We start from the raw sequence: 18,858 nt of genomic DNA on the forward strand, positions 1-18,858 counted from the left end.
CTCTGAAAACGCCGAAGACCCTGTCGTCGTACGACGACAGGGTCCCGCGGAAAAGTCCTACGCGGCGGAGCTGTTACTGCCGGACGAGGAGCCCGAGCTCGACGACTTCGACTTCGCGTCCGAGGACGACGAAGTGGTCGACGGGGTGGACGGCTTCGAGTCCGAGGACGTCGACGGCTTCGCGGTGGCCGGCGAGCTGCTCGACGAGGAGCCGCGGCTGTCGTTCCGGTAGAAACCGGAGCCCTTGAAGACAATGCCGACCGCGGAGTACACCTTCTTCAGGCGGCCACCGCAGTTGGGGCACTCGGTCAGGGCGTCGTCGGTGAACTTCTGCACCGCCTCGAGGCCCTCGCCGCACTCGGTGCACTGATACTGGTAGGTCGGCACTGTTGTCTTCCTCCTGGCACTCTCACTCAATGAGTGCTAACGAGCGTCCATAGTGACCTATTCCCGGGGATCAGTCCACTGCCACCGGCACGCGGTGACCGACGCCACGTGCCACGGTGCGGCTGCGGGGTCGGGTCGCGAGGCGTGACCGCAGGGCCACCAGGGTCCCCAGGGCGAGCACCGTGCCGGCCATCGGGACCAGGAATCCGACGCCGCCCCACAGGCGGTCCTCCAGCTGTCCGGCGACCGTGACGGCTGCTGCCTGGCCGAGGGCGACCGCGCCGGTCAGCCAGGTGAAGGCCTCGGTGCGGGCGCCGGCCGGGACGAGACCCTCGACCAGGGTGTAGCCGGTGATCAGCGCGGGCGCGATGCACATGCCGACCAGGAGGCCGAGGGCGGCCAGCAGCAGCACCGAGTGGGCGGTCCACAGGGCGGACGCGGTCAGCGCGAGGGCCGCGTAGCCGACGAGGAGACGGCGCTGCGGGGCGACCTTCCAGGCGACGGCACCGCAGACGATCCCGGAGAGCATGTTGCCGGCGGCGAACGTGCCGTACAGGACGCCGTTCAGGCCGGGTTCGCCGATCGACTCGCTGAAGGCGGCCAGGGAGACCTGCATCCCGCCGAAGACGGAACCGATGCCCAGGAAGGTCACGATCAGTACGCGCACCCCGGGGATGCTCAGCGCGGAAACGTGCTCCACGCGTGCGTGCCCGACGACGGCCACCTTGGGCTGGGTGCCCTTCTGGGCGGCGAACAGCAGACCGCCGACGAGGGTGAGCGCGGCCTCCGTGATCAGACCCGCGGCCGGGTTCACGACGGTGCACAGGGCGGTCGCGAGCAGCGGGCCGAAGACGAAGGTCAGTTCGTCGGTGACGGACTCGAAGGCCGCGGCGGTCGTCATGAGGGGCGAGTCCTGGAGCTTCACGCCCCAGCGGGCGCGCACCATGGGCCCGATCTGCGGCACCGAGGCGCCGGTCGGCACGGCCGCCACGAACAGCGCCCACAGGGGCGCGTGGCCGAGCGCGAGGGCCGTGAACGTGAGGCCCGACAGGGTGTGCACCAGGACACCGGGGAGCAGCACGGTCCGCTGTCCGTAACGGTCGGCCAGGCGCCCGCTGTAGGGCGCGAACAGGGCCATGGAGACGCCGGTGGCGGCCGCCGCGGCGCCCGCCGCGCCGTAGGAGCCGGTGGTGTGCTGCACCAGCAGCACGATGGAGATGGTGAGCATCGCGAACGGCTGGCGTGCCGCGAAGCCGGGGAGCAGGAACGTCCAGGCGCCACGCGTGCGCAGCAACTGCCCGTATCCAGGACGTGATCCCGGGCGGGAGGAGACCGTGGATGCCACGGCCCGTGCCTTTCTGCCACCTGGTAGCGCGACCCCTGTTTTAACCGGGCGGCGCCGAGAGCTGTCCTCTTGCGCGGAACTGCGGTAGATACCGGTGCCCACGCGGAGAGGGATTCGGCCGCCATACGGTCGCGCCAGCACTGCGTCAGGCAGAGTTGGTTCGATCAGAATGTGCCTTCATCGTACAGGTGATCAGACCCGGTGAGCCTGTGAAAACGGGCACCACGCGCGCGTTCACCTGCGATTGGTGAACGTGTGAACCGTACGAAACATGCCCTTAACGACTGGCGCTCGCGCCGTCCGTGCCCAGCCACCCCGCCAGCTTGCCGCCGTGGCCCACCGCGCGCAGCCGCTGCTCGGCCGCGTCCCGGACGGGGTCCGTGGCGACCACGAGGAGTTCGTCACTGCGCCGCAGGACCGTGGAAGGCAGCGGAACAAACGATTTTCCGTCGCGTACGACGAGGGTGACCGCGGCTCCGGCCGGCAGCCTGAGCTCGTTGACCTCGACGCCGTGCATCTTCGACTCCCCGGGGATCGCGACGGACAGCAGATGCCCGCGCAGTCGCTCCAGGGGCGCCGATTCGATGCCGAGGTCGGCGGCCTCCGCCCCCTCGCCCAGCTTCAGCTTGCGGGCCAGCCAGGGCAGCGTCGGCCCCTGGACGAGGGTGTAGACGACGACCAGGACGAAGACGATGTTGAAGATGCGGCGGCTGCCTTCGACGCCGTTCACCATGGGGATCGTCGCCAGGATGATGGGCACGGCGCCGCGCAGTCCGGCCCAGGACATGAGGGTCTGCTCCTGCCACGGCACCCGGAACGGCGTGAGGCTCACCACCACGCTGAGCGGCCGGGCCACCATCGTCAGCACCAGGCCGATGAGGAGCGCGGGCCAGACGTCGTCCCCCAGCTCGTGCGGGGTGACCAGCAGGCCGAGCAGGACGAACATGCCGATCTGGGCGATCCAGCCGAGCCCGTCGGCGAAACCGCGTGTGGCGGGCCAGTGGGGCAGCTTGGCGTTGCCGAGCACCATCGACGCGAGATAGACCGCCAGGAAGCCGCTGCCGTGCGCCAGGGCGCCCGTGGCGTACGCGGTGAGCGCGATCGCCATGACGGCGATCGGGTAGAGGCCGGAGGCGGGCAGCGCCACGTGCCGCATCCCCCAGGAGCCGAGCCAGCCCACCGCGAGGCCGATGGCCGCGCCGATGGCCAGCTCCAGGGCTATCTCGGCCACCAGCATGTACCAGTGCTCGACGGGGCCCGCCGTGGAGAAGGCGACGACCAGGATGACCACCGGAGCGTCGTTGAAGCCGGACTCGGCCTCCAAGGTGCCCGTCACGCGCGCGGGGAGGGGGATTCTGCGCAGCACGGAGAAGACCGCCGCCGCGTCCGTCGAGGACACCACCGCGCCGATGATGAGCGCCTGCCGCCACTCCAGGCCGACCAGATAGTGCGCGCCCGCGGCTGTGACGCCGACGCTCACCGCCACTCCCGCCAGCGCCAGCGTGGCGGCGGAGGACAGGACCGGCCTGACCTCCTTCCACTTCGTGCCGAGGCCGCCCTCGGCCAGGATCACGACCAGGGCCGCGTACCCGATGACCTGGGTCAGCTCGGCGTTGTCGAAGTGGATGTCGCCGACGCCGTCCTGGCCCATGGCGACGCCGATCCCCAGGTACACGAGCAGGCTGGGGAGCCCGCTGCGCGAGGAGATCCGGACCGCCGCGACGGCGACGAGCAGGACGAGCGAGCAGACGAGCAGCAGCTGGTCGAGGTGGTGGACAGTCAGTGGCCTTCCCTTCCTCGGCTGACGCGCGTACAGGGCGGCAGCACATGTACAGGGGACGCGAGGCTGCGGCGCCATGCATCCAAGTACTTCGTTACCTTACCTAACTCTTGACGCTTTCTTGACACTTCGCGAGGCAAGATCGAACGCCCGTCCGCGTCGGTACCCGACTCCGCGTCAAGTCGCTCGGGACCCTGCGCCTATGGTTGCTCCAGCGCTCAGTCAAAAGCACAGCCCGCCCTGCCGCTCGCGTTAGGACAGCAAGGACAGCGATGCCCCCCAACACCACCGCCTCATCGGGTCATAAGCCCGGCAAGTCCGGCAGGAAAAAGGGGCGCAAAGCCCGTCTACTGGTGCTTGTTCTGGTAATGGCCATCATCGGTGGCATCGCCTACGGCGCGTACTGGTCCGTCAGTACGGTCCGTGCCTCCCTTCCGCAGACCACGGGCTCGATCACGCTCGAGGGCCTGTCGGGGCCCGTCGACGTCAAGCGTGACAGCTACGGCATCCCGCAGATCTACGCGTCCTCCGACGCGGACCTGTTCATGGCGCAGGGCTACGTCCAGGCGCAGGACCGGTTCTACGAGATGGACGTGCGCCGGCACATGACCGCCGGGCGACTGTCCGAGATGTTCGGCAAGGACCAGGTCAAGGACGACGAGTTCCTGCGCACCCTGGGCTGGGACCGGGTGGCTCAGAAGGAGTACGACACCAAACTGTCGGCCTCCACGAAGAAGTACCTCCAGGCGTACGCCAAGGGAGTCAACGCCTACCTCCAGGGCAAGGATGGCAAGGACATCTCCCTGGAGTACGCGGCCCTCGGCTTCAAGAACGACTACAAGCCCCAGAAGTGGACCCCGGTCGACTCGGTCGCGTGGCTCAAGGCGATGGCCTGGGACCTGCGCGGCAACATGAAGGACGAGATCGACCGCGCCCTGATGACCAGTCGCCTCGGCCCCCAGCAGATCGCGGACCTGTACCCGGACTACCCGTACAGCCGCAACCAGGCGATCGTCACCGAGGGCGAGTACGACGAGTACACCAAGACCTTCGACGGCGGTGACAGCTCCTCCAGCACGTCCACGAGCGGTACGACGGGCTCGACGTCGTCCTCGTCCGGTTCGGCCCTCACGAGCCAGCTGGCGGGCCTCTCGAACGTCCTGGACGACCTCCCGACGGCCGTCGGCGTGAACGGTCAGGGCATCGGCTCCAACTCCTGGGTCGTCGCCGGGAAGAACACCATCACCGGCAAGCCCCTCCTGGCCAACGATCCACACCTGGAGGCGTCGCTGCCGTCCGTCTGGTACCAGATGGGCCTGCACTGCCGCGCGATCTCCAGCAAGTGCCAGTACGACGTCAGCGGCTACACCTTCGCGGGCATGCCCGGCGTCGTCATCGGCCACAACCAGGACATCGCCTGGGGGATGACCAACTCCGGGGTCGACGTCACCGACCTCTACCTGGAGAAGCTCTCCGGTGACGGCTACCTGGTCGACGGCACCACGAAGCCCTTCACGACCCGCACGGAGACCATCAAGGTCGCCGGCGGCGCGTCCAAGAAGATCGTCGTCCGGTCGACCGACAACGGACCGCTGCTCTCGGACCGCAACGACGAACTGGTGAAGGTCGGCAAGAAGGCCGCCGTCGACACCGCGGCACCCGACAGAGGCGACGGCTACGGGATCTCCCTGCGCTGGACCGCCGAGGACCCGGGCACCACCATGGACGCCGTCTTCGCCATCGACAAGGCGTCCGACTGGAGCGAGTTCCGCACGGCCTCCGCCAAGTTCGACGTGCCCTCGCAGAACCTCGTCTACGCCGACACCAAGAACAACATCGGCTACACCCTGCCCGGCCGGATCCCGATCCGCGGCAAGGGCGACGGCTCGCTGCCCGTGCCCGGCTGGGACTCCAAGTACGACTGGACCGGCTACATCCCGCAGGCCGCGCTGCCGTACGAGTACAACCCGAAGCGCGGCTACATCGTCACCGCCAACCAGGCCGTGATCGACAAGGACAAGTACCCGTACACGCTCACCACGGACTGGGGCTACGGCACCCGCAGTCAGCGCATCACCGATCTGATCCAGTCGAAGATCGACGGCGGCGGCAAGATCTCCACCGACGACATGCGGCAGATGCAGCTCGACGACAGCAGTGAGATCGCCAAGCTGCTCGTGCCCAAGCTGCTGAAGATCGACGAGCCCGACCCGGACGTGCGCGAGGCGCAGAAGCTCCTGGAGGGCTGGGACTACACCCAGGACGCGGACTCGGCGGCGGCCGCCTACTTCAACTCGGTCTGGCGCAACATCCTCAAGCTCGCCTTCGGCAACAAGCTGCCCAAGGAGCTGCGGGTCGAGGGGCAGTGTCTGTACGTCGCGCCGGTCGACACCACCGGTCCCGCCGACGAGGACAACCAGAAGGTGCGCGAGTGCGGCGAGCGTGACGCCGACGAGGCCCAACCGGACGGCGGCGACCGCTGGTTCGAGGTCGTCCGCAAGCTCATGGACGACCCGAACAGCGACTGGTGGAAGACCCCCGCGTCGGGCAACCGCCCGTCGGCGAGCAACATGAACCAGCTGTTCAAGCGCGCCATGATCGACGCCCGCTGGGAACTGACCGCCAAGCTCGGCAAGGACATCGACACCTGGAGCTGGGGCCGGCTGCACCGCCTGTTCCTGAAGAACCAGACCCTGGGCACCAGCGGCCCCGGCATCGTCCAGTACGTCCTCAACCGCGGCCCCTGGAAGCTCAGCGGCGGCGAGGCCACGGTCAACGCGACCGGCTGGAACGCGGCCGGCGGCTACGGAGTCGTCTGGGTGCCGTCGATGCGCATGGTGGTCAACCTCGACGACTTCGACAAGTCCAAGTGGATCAACCTCACCGGAGCCTCCGGGCACGCCTACAGCGCGCACTACACCGACCAGACCAGCAAGTGGGTCAACGGTGAGCTGCTGCCCTGGTCGTTCTCGTCCAAGGCGGTCGACGGCAGCACGAGCGACACCCTGGTGCTCAAACCATGAATCGTTGAACGACGGAACAACTGAAATGGCCCTCCACGCACGCGTGGAGGGCCATTTCAGTTGCCCTTCAGTTCCCCGCGAACCGCCGCACACCCGAAGGCGTCACCACCGCCCGCACCGGCCGGTCGTGCTCCTCCGTAGGCACGTGCTCGACGACCTCGGAGTCGTACAGCAGCACCACCAGTGAGGGATGGACACCCGCCCGCTCCAGCCGCGCCAGCACGCGGTCGTACGACCCCCCGCCGCGCCCCAGGCGCATCCCGCGCCCGTCGACCGCCAGACCGGGCAGCAGAACGACGTCGGCGCCGCTCACGGCGTCCGGGCCGAGCCGCTCGCCGGAGGGCTCCAACAGGGCCATCTTTCCGCCGTGTCGGACCCGCGCGAGCGAACCTTCGCCGTCGTAGTAACCCCAGTCCAGGTCGTTGTCCGGGAGCAGTACGGGGAGCAGGACGTCGATGCCCCGCGCGCGGAGTGCGTCCAGGAGTACGGGCGTTCCGGGTTCGCTCCCTACGGAGACGTACGCCGCCACCGTGCGCGCGTGCGCCAACTCGGGCAGTTCCAGGGCGCGCTGGGCGAGCGCGACGGCGGCCTCTCGTACGTCATCGGCCGTCAACCTGTTCCTCACCGTGACGAACTCTCGTCGCAACATTCGCTTGTCAGGCTCAGGTTCATGTCCTAGGTGACGCACAGGTCCCACCCGTACCCTTCCTAATGTGCTCATATGAGAGCGTTTTAACCGGAGCCACAGATTCACCACAAAGGCACCGGATAAGGTTCGGGCATGACTCAGTCGCACCCCAGGATCAGCAAGGCTGTCATCCCCGCAGCCGGTCTCGGCACCAGGTTCCTGCCGGCCACCAAAGCAACTCCTAAGGAGATGCTGCCGGTCGTGGACAAGCCCGCGATCCAGTACGTGGTCGAAGAGGCCGCGTCGGCTGGGCTCGACGACGTCCTCATGATCACCGGACGCAACAAGCGCCCCCTAGAGGACCACTTCGACCGCAACTACGAGCTCGAATCCGCCCTCCAGAAGAAGGGCGACGCGAGTCGGCTGGCCAAGGTCCAGGAGTCCAGCGACCTCGCCACCATGCACTACGTCCGCCAGGGCGATCCCAAGGGCCTCGGTCACGCCGTCCTGTGCGCGGCCCCGCACGTTGGCCACGAGCCCTTCGCCGTCCTCCTCGGGGATGACCTCATCGACCCCCGCGACCCCCTCCTCGCGCGCATGGTCGAGGTCCAGGAGCAGCACGGCGGCAGCGTCATCGCGCTCATGGAGGTCGCACCCGAGCAGATCCACCTCTACGGATGCGCGGCCGTCGAGGCCACCGCGGACGACGACGTCGTCAAGGTGACCGGCCTGGTCGAGAAGCCGGACGCGGCCGACGCCCCGTCGAACTACGCGATCATCGGCCGCTACGTCCTCGACCCGCACATCTTCGACATACTGCGCAAGACCGAGCCCGGCCGCGGCGGCGAGATCCAACTCACCGACGCCCTCCAGCAGTTGGCCACCGACGAGAAGATCGGCGGCCCCGTGCACGGCGTCGTCTTCAAGGGCCGCCGCTATGACACCGGCGACCGGGGCGACTATCTGCGTGCCATTGTCAGACTCGCGTGCGAACGTGAAGACCTGGGCCCGGACTTCCGCGCCTGGCTTCGCAGTTACGTAGCCGAGGAGATGTAGCAACGTTGAGCACCGCCGCGAACCGCACCGCAGGACCCGACCACCTCTGGACGGTGGACGAGCACCTGGAGGACATCCTCGCGACCGTCCGCCCCCTGGAACCCATCGAGCTGCAATTGCTCGACGCTCAGGGCTGCGTCCTGGTCGAGGACATCACGGTGCCGGTCTCGCTCCCGCCCTTCGACAACAGCTCGATGGACGGGTACGCGGTGCGGGTCACGGACGTCGCGGGCGCGAGCGAGGAGTTCCCGGCGGTCCTGACGGTGATCGGCGACGTCGCGGCGGGCCGGGCCGAGCCGCTCCACGTGGGCCCCGGTGAGACCGCCCGCATCATGACCGGCGCCCCGCTCCCGCCCGGCGCCGAGGCCGTCGTCCCCGTGGAGTGGACCGACGGAGGCCTCGGCGGCGGCCCGGTCACCGGCATGCGGGCCCGCAGCCAGGCCCCCGAGGGCGCCGGCGGGCACGTGCACGTGTACCGCTCGGCGCAGGCACGCGCGCACGTACGCGCGAAGGGCAGCGACGTGAAGGCGGGCGACCGGGCCCTGGACGCCGGCACCGTCCTCGGCCCGCCGCAGATCGCCCTGCTCGCCGCGATCGGCCGCGGCACGGTGCGCGTACGCCCCCGCCCGCGCGTGGTCGTCATGTCCACCGGCAGCGAACTCGTCCAGCCCGACGAGCAGTTGGCCGACGGCCAGATCTACGACTCCAACAGCTTCGCCCTCACCGCCGCCGCCCGCGACGCCGGAGCCATCGCCTACCGGGTCGGCGCCGTCGCCGACGACGCCGAGACCCTCCGCGACACCATCGAGGACCAGCTCGTCCGCGCCGACCTCCTGGTCACCACCGGCGGCGTGAGCGTCGGGGCGTACGACGTCGTCAAGGAGGCGCTGTCCTCCGTGGGCGACGAGGACGAGGAGGGCGCCGGGATCGACTTCCGCAAGCTCGCCATGCAGCCCGGCAAACCCCAGGGCTTCGGCTCCATCGGCCCCGACCACATCCCGCTGCTGGCCCTTCCCGGCAACCCGGTGTCGTCGTACGTCTCCTTCGAGCTGTTCGTTCGGCCCGCGATCCGCGCCCTGATGGGCCTGGACGACGTGCACCGCCCGACGACCAGGGCCACCCTCACCACCGACAAGGCGCTGACCTCCCCGAAGGGCCGCAGACAGTTCCTGCGCGGGACGTACGCCGATGGCGAAGTCACCCCTGTAGGGGGCGCCGGATCGCACCTGATCGCGGCCCTCGCGCTCGCCGACGCGCTGATCGTCGTCCCCGAGGACGTCGAGTCCGTGGAGCCCGGCACCGAGGTCCAGGTGGTCCTGCTCGGCTGAGTACTCCGAGTTGGCGGTACCGTGTCGCGCACAACACGCCCGGACCGGGAGCGCCACACAGCATGACTGAGCCTTTCCGGGGGGAAACCCCTGGACCCCCTGCGCACGACCGACTGACGCACATCGACGACGCGGGCGCCGCCCGGATGGTCGACGTGTCCGCGAAGGACGTGACCGCGCGCACCGCCACCGCCAGCGGACGCGTCCTCGTCTCGCCCCGCGTGGTCGAGCTGCTGCGCGGCGAAGGGGTCCCCAAGGGCGACGCCCTGGCCACCGCGCGCATCGCGGGGATCATGGGCGCCAAACGCACCCCGGACCTCATCCCGCTCTGCCACCCGTTGTCGGTGTCGGGTGTGAAACTGGATCTGTCGGTCGCGGACGACTCCGTACGAATCCGGGCCACCGTGAAGACGACGGACCGCACGGGCGTCGAGATGGAGGCCCTCACCGCGGTCTCCGTCGCCGCGCTCACCGTGATCGACATGGTCAAGGCGGTCGACAAGGGGGCGGTCATCACGGACGTGCGCGTGGAGGAGAAGACGGGCGGCAAGTCGGGGGACTGGAGCCGGACATGACGCTCGACGATTCGGTCGGCGGTGCGCTGCTCGCGCCGTACAGCGCACTGGTGGTCACCGCCTCCAATCGCGCTGCCTCCGGGGTCTACGAGGACAAGGGTGGTCCCTTGATCGCGGACGGCCTCAAGGGCTTCGGCTTCGCCGTCGACGGGCCGCAGGTGGTCCCCGACGGAGACCCGGTCGAGGCCGCGCTGCGGGCCGCCGTAGAAGCCGGTTACGACGCCGTCGTCACCACCGGCGGCACCGGCGTCTCGCCCACCGACCGCACCCCCGAGGCGACCCGCGCGGTGATCGACTACGAGGTGCCCGGCATCGCCGAGGCCATCCGGGCGTACAGCCGGGACAAGGTGCCGACTTCGGCGCTCTCCCGAGGTCTGGCCGGAGTCGCCCGGGGCACACTGATCGTCAACCTGCCGGGGTCCACCGGCGGGGTGAGGGACGGCCTCGCCGTCCTGGAGCCCCTGCTGGCGCACGCCGTCGACCAGATCCGAGGCGGCGATCACCCCAGACCCGCCGACACCAGTGGGGGTGCGAGCTGAACAGCCCATCCTGGCCCGCCGTGCTGGTGGACGGCGACATCGTCCTGAGGCCGATAAAGCTCCGCGACCAGCGGGCCTGGCGCGAGGTCAACCGGCGCAACCGGGACTGGCTGCGCCCCTGGGAGGCGACCATTCCGCCGCCCACCCCCAGCGGGCCGATCGCACACCGGCCGACCTACCGGCAGATGGTCCGGCATCTTCGTTCCGAGGCGAACTCGGGCCGGATGCTGCCGTTCGTCATCGAATACCAGGGGCGCCTGGTCGGGCAGTTGACGGTCGCCGGGATCACCTGGGGCTCGATGTGCTCGGGTCACGTCGGCTACTGGGTGGACGAATCGGTGGCAGGGCGCGGAGTGATGCCGACGTCCGTGGCGCTCGTCGTCGACCACTGTTTCCGGGCCGTGGGACTACATCGCATCGAGGTCTGCATTCGCCCGGAGAACGGCCCGAGCCGCCGGGTCGTCGAGAAACTCGGATTCCGCGAGGAGGGCCTCAGGCCCCGTTATCTCCACATCGACGGCGCCTGGCGCGACCACCTCGTCTTCGCCCTCACCGCGGAAGAGGTGCCCGAGGGGTTGCTGGCCCGCTGGCAGCGGGCACGCTCCCGGAGCACCCCGCACGACAATCCCGCATAGCGGCAAGCCCGTTGGACCCGAAGCCCAGGAATGGAATAAGTGTTCGAAAGTGATCGACGAATGACCGTCTTGGGGCAATGAATTCGCCAACCGAGCGGCCTGTTGATCGCATCCATCACAAAAAAAGCTCGAAATATCAGCCAGATCGTGCGACACACCGGCTCAATTGGCAGATGGCCTCACGCAAACCCCTCTACCGTGTGAGGCGTGAGCAGCAGCGGCCTCATCTACGCAGTCATTGTCGGGGCCTGGGCCGCCTACTTGGTGCCGATGTGGCTCCGTAGGCAGGACGAGCTGAACGAGGCCCGTCCGACGGAACGCTTCAGCACCGCCATCCGGCTGCTGTCCGGACGGGCGGGGATGGAGCGCCGGTACGCCAAGGACCTGCGGGCGCGCTCCACCGAGGAGGGGGAGCCCAGCGCCGTAGTGCCGGACGCCGTCACCGATTCGGTGGACGTCCGGGCCTTCGCCATGCCCCCGGTCCGTCCCCAGGTGCACGCGCCCGTCCGGCAGCAGAGCCAGGAGCGCCCGGAAGCGGCGCGCGAACCGGAGCGCGGGGCGGTCCGCGAACCGGCGCGCGAGCCGGTCCGTGAACCGGCGCGTGAGCAGGCGTCAAAACCGGTACCCCAGCAGGGCTCCGCGTCGGCCCAGGCGGCGCCCAAGTCCGCCAAGTCCGCACCCGCGTCCGCGCCTGCGCGCAAGCGCGCGCCGGTCGCGCGGCGTTCGCCCGCCGAGGAAGCCGCGGCGGCGCGCGCCCGGCGGGTGAAGGTGCTCGCGCGCCGTAGGCGTACCACCGTGATGCTCTTCCTCGCCTTCACGCTCGGCGCGATCGTCGCGGCGGTCGGCGGGCTCGCCCTGCTCTGGGCGCCCGGCGTACCGGCGGTCCTGCTCAGCGGGTACATCGCCTACCTGCGTACGCAGGAACGCCGCCGCTTCGCCTACCAGATGGACCGGCGCCAGGCCGAGGTCGCCGCGCAGCGGCTGCGGGAGCGTCAGCCGCGCAGGCGCGTGTCCGTGGACGCCGGGATCGACGACGCCGACGAGGCACCCGAACCGGCGACGGACCCCGGGATGTCCGCGCTCGCCGCCGACCGCCGCGCCCTCGTCGAGCAGACCGACCACGCCGAGTGGGTCGACCAGCAGCGCGAGCGGCAGCGCCGGCCCGGCCAGGGCGACAGCTGGGACCCGGTACCGGTACCGCTGCCGACGTACGTCACCGCGCCGGTCGCACCGCGCGCCACGTCCGACGTGGACCTCGGGGCACCGGACGCGTGGAGCTCGGCACGCTCCAGTTCCGTAGCGCCGGAGCAGGAGGCGCAGTCCACCGCGCGGGACGACCGTGACGGACGGGACGCCATGGACGCCCGCGACGCTCGGGACGAGGACGCGGAGGACCCGTCGGAGGACAAAGGGACGGCGGACGGCCGCACCGACGCCCGCCGCGCCGCGTCCGCCCGCCGGGCCCGAGAGCGGGGCCGCACCCCCCTGTTCGACCAGTACGAGGACGGCGAACGGCCCCGCGCGGCCAACGAGTGACCAGGCAAGGAACGGATTTCCAAGCACCCTGACGGGGATGCTAGAGTTTCACTCGTTGCAGGGGCCTGTGGCGCAGTCTGGTAGCGCACCTCGTTCGCATCGAGGGGGTCTGGGGTTCAAATCCCCACAGGTCCACCGCATGACTGTTCTTGAGCTAGCTCAGGGATAGTTGACGAGATCCCGTCCGATCTGTTGATCGGGCGGGATCTTTGGTTTTCCGGGGGTTGTTGGATGGGTGCCCGACAGAGGTCGTCGCTGCCTGGCTGATCGCACATCACTCCGGACGGAGCGTGAGAACGACGGGCTCTGGGCCCGACTCCGGGCGAGCGTCGGGTGACGGAACGCGAGGCGATTCATGGAGTCGCGGCCCCGGATGGGCAGGTTCATGCGCGAAGCGGACTTCGATCGTGAGCCCACCGACGGCGCGGGGCTCCGCCGTGACCGTGGCCGCGTGGGCGTCGGCGATCGACTGGACGATGGACAGGCCGAGGCCGTGTCCGTCGGTGCCGGTGCGGTCCGGGGCGAGCCTGCGGAACGGCTCGAAGAGGGCATCGACTCGGGCGGGGTCGACGAGTGGGCCGGTGTTGGTCACGGTCAGCCGGTCTTCTCCGGTGTGGACGACAACGTCGCCCTGGGGGTGGTTGTACTGGATGGCGTTGCGTACCAGGTTGGAGACCAGTTGCTTGAGCAGCGCCGGGTCACCGCTGACGGTCAGCGGCTCGATGTGCGTGGAAACGTTGACGGCGTTCTCGTCCGCGAGTGACCGCAGTTCGGCCACGGCCTGGGCGACCAGCACGGAGACGTCGGTGTCCTGGACCTGATCGAGTCCGCGGTCGCTGCGCGCGAGCACCAGTAGCGCGGCGACGAGTCTCTCCGCGGAGCGGTTGGCGGTGAGCAGTTCCTCGCGGACCTCGGCGAGGCCGTGCGGAAGCGGATCCGCGAGGCCCACCTCGATGCTGGTGCGCTGGACGGTCAGGGGGGTGAGTAGTTCGTGGGAGGCGTTCGCGACGAAACGGCGCTGGCTGGTGAAGGATTTCTCCAGCCGGTCGAGCATGGCGTCGTAGGTGTCGGCGAGTTCCCGCAACTCGTCGTCAGGTCCTGAGAGCCGCAGCCGCTCATGGAGGTTCTCCCCGCTCATTCTGCGGGCGGCACGGGTCACCTCTCGCACAGGACGCAGGGCGCGGCCTGCCAGCCACCAGGCCGTGGTCCAGGACAGGACTGCCATGAGGACCAGCCCGACGGCAGGCCACAGGATCAACTGCCGCAGCGCCGCGTCCTGGAGTTTCTTGGTGATCTCCATGTGCACGAGGTCCAGCTCCGGGTTCGCTCCGGTGTGCGCTCCGGCTCCGGCCGATGAGGTGCGCCCCGATGCCGGTTGCGAGGTGTCCGTCGGTGGCGAGGTGGTCGCCGCCGGTTCCACCATCCGTATCTTGAGCCCCGACGCCTCCGCCATGGTTCCGTGCCGCGCGAGCAGCGCGACCAGGACCAGCACGGCGGCGCCGACCAGGAAGCAGATCGAGGCGAAGGTGGTGGCCAGCTTGGCGCGGAAGGTCAGCCGGCCGCGCGGGACGGTGCGCGGCCGCAGGCGAGTCAGCACAGCCGGTAACCCGTTCCCGTGTCGGTGGAGATCACGTCACTTCCTCCGATCTTGGTACGCAGCCGGCTGACGGTGGCACGCACCGCGCTGGTACGCGAGTCGAGGTTCTCGTCCCAGACCCGGTCCAGGAGCTCGCGGTGGGTGACCGGTTCGCCCCGGGTCTCCAGCAGGAACTCCAGCACCGCGAATTCTTTGGCGGTCAGTTCGACGGCGCGGCCATGAACGAGCACCTCATGGCAACTTCGATCCATTTCGATCCCTTTGTGCCGCAGTGGCGTCACCGGAAGTGCGGTCACCCGTCGGCTCAAGGCCCTTACCCGTGCCACGAGTTCGGAGAATTCGAAGGGCTTCGTGAGGTAGTCGTCCGCACCGAGGTGATCAAGGCCGTAGACCTTGTCCTCCGGTAAGCCGGCCGCTGTCAGCATCAGGATGCGCGGAGGATCCCTGAGCTCGCCCAGCCGGCGGCAGACCTCGTCACCGCTCAGCACCGGCAGATCGCGGTCGAGGATGATCACGTCGTAGTCGTTGAGCAGGCACTGCTGCTCGGCCATGTCCCCCGACGAGGCGACGTCGACGGCCATGGCCTCACGGCGCAGGCCGGTGGCGATCGTACGGGCCAGGACCTGGTGGTCCTCGGCGATCAGAACTCTCATGGCACGTGGGTTCCTTGCTCTCTCGCGGGGGCGCGCAACGGTGACCGACGTACGGAAAGCAGGCAGATCAGGCGGTTGCCCGGTCATCCAACCAGGCGCGCGATTGCAGGGGGATAAGCGTCGGCACGGAGCCGGCCCGGCCTTGCGTGGTCCTTATCTCCCTGTAAACGGCGCCCTGTTGTCCTACGGGGACGTTGCCTTCCCACCCACCCTGTGAGGTTCCCGATGCCCACCCTGTCCGCTGTTCCGTGGACCCGCGCCGTCCTCGCGGCCGGCGCCGTGTCGCTGGTCCTGGTCCTGTCTGCGTGCGGCGCACACGACACCGGCGACGACGTCGCCAGTGCCAAGGGAAGCCGGACGCCCACCGTCGGCGCCTCCGCGAAGAGCAAGGACGCGCAGAAGGCCCGGCTGCAGTTCGCGGCCTGCATGCGCCGCAACGGTGTCGACATGCCGGACCCCGGTGCCGACGGGACGAAGCTGACCATGCCCAGCGACCCCGCGAAGTTCAGCAGCGCCGTCGAGAAGTGCAAGCAGTACATGCCCAGCGCCGACGGTCAGGGCTCTGTCGACAGTGCTTCGGCGAACGCCCAGGCGCTGAAGCTGGCACGGTGCCTGCGCGGCAAGGGAATCGACGTGCCGGACCCCTCCGCGGACAAGCCCTTGAACATCCCCGACGCCGAGTCGCAGAAGACTCAGGACGCCATGAAGGCGTGCGGGGGCGGGGTTTCCGGAAGGGCCGGCCAGTGACCGCCCTCGACAGGACCGCGGCGCCGCCGCAGGACGACGCCACCCGCCGTCCCTGCCGCCGAAGGCGCCTGACCACCTGGGCCGTCGCGGCGGTCGCGATCGCGGTGATCGGCAGTGGCGCGCTCTACGCGGTGGCCGCCCCGGGCCGGACGACCGCCACCACCACCGACGGGCCGAAGGAGGACACCACCACGGTGACCCGGCAGACCCTGGTCAACTCCCAGCAGGTCGACGGGACCCTCGGCTACTCCGGTTCCACCACCGTCAACGCCCAGTTGCCGGGCATCGTCACCGCTCTGCCGGGCCTCGGCCGCACCGTCACCCGAGGCCACCCGCTCTACAGCGTCGACGAGACCCCGGTCGTCCTGATGTACGGCACCAGTCCCGCCTACCGCGAGATGAAACCCGGCGACGAGGGCCAGGACGTACGGCAGTTGGAGACCAACCTCCAAGCAATGGGCTACGACGGCTTCACCGCCGACGACACCTATACCGCCGCCACCGCGAGGGCCGTAGAACGCTGGCAGAAGGACCTCGGGCTGCCGACGGGCGAGCGGACCGGAACCGTCGCGCTGGGCCGGATCGTCTTCGCGTCCGGAGCGCTGCGGATCAGCGCCCACAAGACCCCGGTCGGCTCCGGTCCCGCACCCGGAACGCCGGTGCTGGTCGCCACCTCGAACAAGAGGCAGGTGCACGTCGACCTCGACGTCGCGAACCAGTCGCTCGCCAGGAAGAACGAAAAGGTGACCGTCTCCCTCCCGGGCGGCAGGACCGTCCAGGGCACGATCACCTCGGTCGGAACGGTCGTCACGGTGACCCCGGGCACCGACGGCAGCTCGGACAGGTCCACCATCGGCGTCGACATCGCACTCGACAGCGCTGCCGCCGGGACCTACACCCAGGCACCGGTCACCGTCGCCCTGCGGACCGCCGAGAAGAAGAACGTGCTCACGGTGCCGGTCACCGCACTGCTGGCACTCAGCGAGGGCGGCTACGGCGTCGAAGTCATCGGCTCCGGCGGACGGTCCACCATCATCTCCGTCACCCTCGGCATGTTCGCCGACGGCAGGGTGGAGGTCAGCGGCCACGGCCTGACGGCCGGCACCCGGGTCGGAGTCGCCCAATGACCGGCCCCCTGGTGGAACTTCGCGACGTCGGCCACGTCTACCCCGGCGGAACCAGAGTGCTGCACGAGGTGTCCCTGCGCGTCCGGCACGGGGAACTCCTCGCGATCGTCGGCCCGTCCGGCTCCGGGAAATCCACCCTGCTCAACCTCATCGGCACCCTGGACACGGCCACCTCCGGCACTGTGACCATCGACGGCCACGACATCGCCACCCTCAAGGAGCGCCAGGTCTCCGCGCTACGGGCCCGCGCCATCGGTTTCGTCTTCCAGCAGTTCTTCCTCGCTCCCTCGATCAGCGCCCTGGACAACGTCGCCGACGGCCTCCTGTACGCCGGCGTGGCCCGCGGGCAGCGCCGCGCACGCGCCGAGCGGACGCTGCGCAGGGTCGGCCTCGGCCACCGCCTGGACCACCGCCCGCACGAACTGTCCGGGGGCGAGAAGCAGCGCGTCGCCATCGCCCGCGCGGTCGTCGGAGACCCACCGCTGCTGCTCGCCGACGAGCCGACCGGCGCCCTGGACACCACCTCGGGGGCATCGGTGCTGGAACTCCTGCGGGAGCTCAACACGTCCGGCACCACCGTCGTCCTGATCACCCACGACCAGGAGCTGGCCGCCTCGCTCCCGCGCCGGGTCCGCGTCCTCGACGGCCGGGTCGACGAGGAGGTGAGGTCGTGAGCTCCGGGCAACTCGTCCCCCACCGCCTCGGTCCCGCCGACACCGTGCGCGTCGGCAGCGCGGGCCTGCGGGTCCGCCCGGCCCGAGTGGTGCTCTCCGCCCTCGGCATCGCGATCGGGATCGCCGCCATGGTCGCGGTGATCGCCATCTCCTCCTCCAGCCAGGCTGCCTTCAACGCCCGGCTCGCCTCCGTGGGCACCAATCTCCTCACCGTGACCCCCGGAAAGGACTTCCTCGGGAAACCGGCCCCGCTGCCCGAGAGCTCCGTGGGCATGGTCGAACGCATCGCTCCCGTCGACTCCGCCTCGGCCACCGGCAGCGTCGACGACGCCCATGTCTACCGCAACGACCACATCCCCCAGGACGCCAGCGGCGGCATCGGCGTCCTCGCCACCGGGCTCGACCTCCCCACGACAGTCGGTCTGCACCTGGCGGCCGGCACCTGGCTCAACGCCGCGCAGGCCCGCTACCCGACCGTCGTGCTGGGCGCCACCACGGCCGAGCTCCTCGGCATCACCCACCCCGGCAACCGGATCTGGCTCGGCGGCCAGTGGTTCACCGTCACCGGCATCCTGCACAAGGCGCCGCTCGCGCCGGAGTTGGACACCTCGGCCCTGGTCGGCTGGGACGCAGCGAAGCGCCTGCTCGGCTTCGACGGCAGGCCCACCCAGATCTACCTCCGCAGCGCGGACAGCAAGGTCGGCCAGGTCCGCGACGTCCTCGCGGCCACCGTCAACCCCGAGAACCCCAGCGAGGTCACCGTCTCCCGACCTTCCGACGCGCTCACCGCCAAACAGGCCGCCAACAACGCCTTCACCAGCCTGCTGGTCGGCATCGGCGGCATCGCCCTGCTCGTGGGCGGCGTCGGCGTGGCCAACACCATGGTCATCGCCGTCCTGGAACGACGCGGCGAGATCGGCCTGCGCCGTTCCCTGGGTGCCACCCGCGCCCAGATCCGCACCCAGTTCCTGACCGAGTCCGTACTGCTGTCCACCCTCGGCGGAGCGAGCGGCGCCGCACTGGGCGCCGTAGCCTCGGCGGGCTACGCCGTCTACCAGGGCTGGCAGGTCGTCATACCTCCGTGGGCCTTGGGAGTCGGTGTCGGCGCCACGATCGCCATCGGGGCCTTCGCCGGCCTCTGGCCCGCGGTCCGCGCCGCCCGCCTCGCTCCCCGGGAAGCCCTCTCCAGCCCGTGACGAGAACCCGGCCGACGGTGATCCGTATGCGT

17 protein-coding genes and 1 tRNA gene are annotated in these 18,858 nt (G+C 69.7%); 12 read left to right on the plus strand and 6 right to left on the minus strand.

All coding sequences use genetic code 11. From position 1 onward, the window contains the following. Positions 1–57: 57 nt before the first annotated feature. From SPR02S_RS13290 to SPR02S_RS13300, 3 genes are all read right to left on the minus strand, one after another. On the minus strand, positions 58–387 hold the full coding sequence (locus tag SPR02S_RS13290; protein ID WP_019057458.1) for an FmdB family zinc ribbon protein: 330 nt from the start codon (positions 385–387) through the stop codon (positions 58–60). Between the two features lie 70 nt (positions 388–457). Then, entirely contained in the window at positions 458–1,732 is a 1,275-nt protein-coding gene (locus tag SPR02S_RS13295; RefSeq protein ID WP_026150491.1) for an MFS transporter, read from the minus strand. Between the two features lie 277 nt (positions 1,733–2,009). After that, positions 2,010–3,590 (minus strand): potassium/proton antiporter, encoded by a 1,581-nt coding sequence (locus SPR02S_RS13300; protein WP_019057460.1) that lies wholly within the window; start codon positions 3,588–3,590, stop codon positions 2,010–2,012. A gap of 194 nt (positions 3,591–3,784) precedes the next feature. Here SPR02S_RS13300 and SPR02S_RS13305 point away from each other — a divergent pair, with 194 nt between their 5' ends. After that, positions 3,785–6,535, plus strand: a complete 2,751-nt coding sequence (locus SPR02S_RS13305) for a penicillin acylase family protein (protein WP_026150492.1) — start codon at positions 3,785–3,787, stop codon at positions 6,533–6,535. A gap of 67 nt (positions 6,536–6,602) precedes the next feature. Here SPR02S_RS13305 and SPR02S_RS13310 read toward each other — a convergent pair whose 3' ends face one another. Beyond that, positions 6,603–7,184 carry a 5-formyltetrahydrofolate cyclo-ligase gene (locus SPR02S_RS13310; RefSeq protein WP_078622882.1) on the minus strand — a complete coding sequence of 194 codons (582 nt, stop codon included), beginning with the start codon at positions 7,182–7,184 and terminating at the stop codon, positions 6,603–6,605. A gap of 132 nt (positions 7,185–7,316) precedes the next feature. Between SPR02S_RS13310 and galU the strand changes: the two genes are divergently transcribed. The 7 genes from galU to SPR02S_RS13345 all read left to right on the plus strand — a co-directional run bounded on the left by galU (position 7,317) and on the right by SPR02S_RS13345 (position 12,967). Beyond that, positions 7,317–8,219, plus strand: coding sequence for a UTP--glucose-1-phosphate uridylyltransferase GalU (gene galU / locus SPR02S_RS13315; protein WP_026150493.1), 903 nt, complete (start codon positions 7,317–7,319; stop codon positions 8,217–8,219). A 5-nt stretch (positions 8,220–8,224) separates the two neighbouring features. Continuing rightward, a complete protein-coding gene (gene glp, locus SPR02S_RS13320; protein WP_019057464.1) occupies positions 8,225–9,547 on the plus strand; it encodes a molybdotransferase-like divisome protein Glp in 1,323 nt (440 codons plus the stop codon). A gap of 62 nt (positions 9,548–9,609) precedes the next feature. Continuing rightward, positions 9,610–10,122, plus strand: coding sequence for a cyclic pyranopterin monophosphate synthase MoaC (moaC, locus tag SPR02S_RS13325; RefSeq protein ID WP_026150494.1), 513 nt, complete (start codon positions 9,610–9,612; stop codon positions 10,120–10,122). Next, a complete protein-coding gene (locus SPR02S_RS13330) occupies positions 10,119–10,661 on the plus strand; it encodes a MogA/MoaB family molybdenum cofactor biosynthesis protein (protein WP_019057466.1) in 543 nt (180 codons plus the stop codon). Before moaC ends, SPR02S_RS13330 begins: the two co-directional genes overlap by 4 nt. 20 nt (positions 10,662–10,681) lie before the next feature. After that, positions 10,682–11,296 (plus strand): GNAT family N-acetyltransferase, encoded by a 615-nt coding sequence (locus tag SPR02S_RS13335; RefSeq protein WP_019057467.1) that lies wholly within the window; start codon positions 10,682–10,684, stop codon positions 11,294–11,296. A 207-nt stretch (positions 11,297–11,503) separates the two neighbouring features. After that, a complete protein-coding gene (sepX, locus tag SPR02S_RS13340; protein WP_019057468.1) occupies positions 11,504–12,832 on the plus strand; it encodes a divisome protein SepX/GlpR in 1,329 nt (442 codons plus the stop codon). Positions 12,833–12,893: 61 nt separating this feature from the next. Beyond that, a tRNA-Ala gene (locus SPR02S_RS13345) sits at positions 12,894–12,967 on the plus strand. A gap of 139 nt (positions 12,968–13,106) precedes the next feature. On the opposite strand, the gene SPR02S_RS13350 is transcribed toward SPR02S_RS13345, so the two are convergent. After that, positions 13,107–14,429, minus strand: coding sequence for a sensor histidine kinase (locus SPR02S_RS13350; protein ID WP_019057469.1), 1,323 nt, complete (start codon positions 14,427–14,429; stop codon positions 13,107–13,109). Beyond that, positions 14,423–15,082, minus strand: a complete 660-nt coding sequence (locus SPR02S_RS13355) for a response regulator transcription factor (protein WP_019057470.1) — start codon at positions 15,080–15,082, stop codon at positions 14,423–14,425. The genes SPR02S_RS13350 and SPR02S_RS13355 overlap by 7 nt, the downstream gene beginning before the upstream one ends. 225 nt (positions 15,083–15,307) lie before the next feature. Between SPR02S_RS13355 and SPR02S_RS13360 the strand changes: the two genes are divergently transcribed. Genes SPR02S_RS13360 through SPR02S_RS13375 form a run of 4 tightly spaced genes read left to right on the plus strand, consistent with a single transcriptional unit; the run spans position 15,308 to position 18,826 of the window. After that, positions 15,308–15,829, plus strand: coding sequence for a hypothetical protein (locus SPR02S_RS13360; protein ID WP_019057471.1), 522 nt, complete (start codon positions 15,308–15,310; stop codon positions 15,827–15,829). Next, positions 15,826–16,956: a peptidoglycan-binding protein gene (locus SPR02S_RS13365; RefSeq protein ID WP_019057472.1), complete on the plus strand. Its 1,131-nt coding sequence runs from the start codon at positions 15,826–15,828 to the stop codon at positions 16,954–16,956. Before SPR02S_RS13360 ends, SPR02S_RS13365 begins: the two co-directional genes overlap by 4 nt. Continuing rightward, positions 16,953–17,630: an ABC transporter ATP-binding protein gene (locus SPR02S_RS13370; RefSeq protein WP_019057473.1), complete on the plus strand. Its 678-nt coding sequence runs from the start codon at positions 16,953–16,955 to the stop codon at positions 17,628–17,630. The genes SPR02S_RS13365 and SPR02S_RS13370 overlap by 4 nt, the downstream gene beginning before the upstream one ends. Beyond that, positions 17,627–18,826, plus strand: a complete 1,200-nt coding sequence (locus SPR02S_RS13375; RefSeq protein ID WP_019057474.1) for an ABC transporter permease — start codon at positions 17,627–17,629, stop codon at positions 18,824–18,826. Before SPR02S_RS13370 ends, SPR02S_RS13375 begins: the two co-directional genes overlap by 4 nt. Positions 18,827–18,858: the final 32 nt, after the last annotated feature.

Source organism: Streptomyces prunicolor NBRC 13075 (assembly GCF_000367365.1).
Classification (GTDB): domain Bacteria; phylum Actinomycetota; class Actinomycetes; order Streptomycetales; family Streptomycetaceae; genus Streptomyces; species Streptomyces prunicolor.

What these genes read in the sequence shown, in the direction of transcription:
- SPR02S_RS13305 (WP_026150492.1), top strand. Translation starts at nt 3,785, where the DNA reads ATGCCCCCCAACACCACCGCCTCATCGGGTCATAAGCCCGGCAAGTCC.
- SPR02S_RS13360 (WP_019057471.1), top strand. Translation starts at nt 15,308, where the DNA reads ATGCCCACCCTGTCCGCTGTTCCGTGGACCCGCGCCGTCCTCGCGGCC.
- SPR02S_RS13330 (WP_019057466.1), top strand. Translation starts at nt 10,119, where the DNA reads ATGACGCTCGACGATTCGGTCGGCGGTGCGCTGCTCGCGCCGTACAGC.
- SPR02S_RS13370 (WP_019057473.1), top strand. Translation starts at nt 16,953, where the DNA reads ATGACCGGCCCCCTGGTGGAACTTCGCGACGTCGGCCACGTCTACCCC.
- SPR02S_RS13300 (WP_019057460.1), bottom strand. Translation starts at nt 3,590, where the DNA reads ATGGCGCCGCAGCCTCGCGTCCCCTGTACATGTGCTGCCGCCCTGTAC.
- moaC (WP_026150494.1), top strand. Translation starts at nt 9,610, where the DNA reads ATGACTGAGCCTTTCCGGGGGGAAACCCCTGGACCCCCTGCGCACGAC.
- SPR02S_RS13310 (WP_078622882.1), bottom strand. Translation starts at nt 7,184, where the DNA reads ATGTTGCGACGAGAGTTCGTCACGGTGAGGAACAGGTTGACGGCCGAT.
- galU (WP_026150493.1), top strand. Translation starts at nt 7,317, where the DNA reads ATGACTCAGTCGCACCCCAGGATCAGCAAGGCTGTCATCCCCGCAGCC.
- SPR02S_RS13355 (WP_019057470.1), bottom strand. Translation starts at nt 15,082, where the DNA reads ATGAGAGTTCTGATCGCCGAGGACCACCAGGTCCTGGCCCGTACGATC.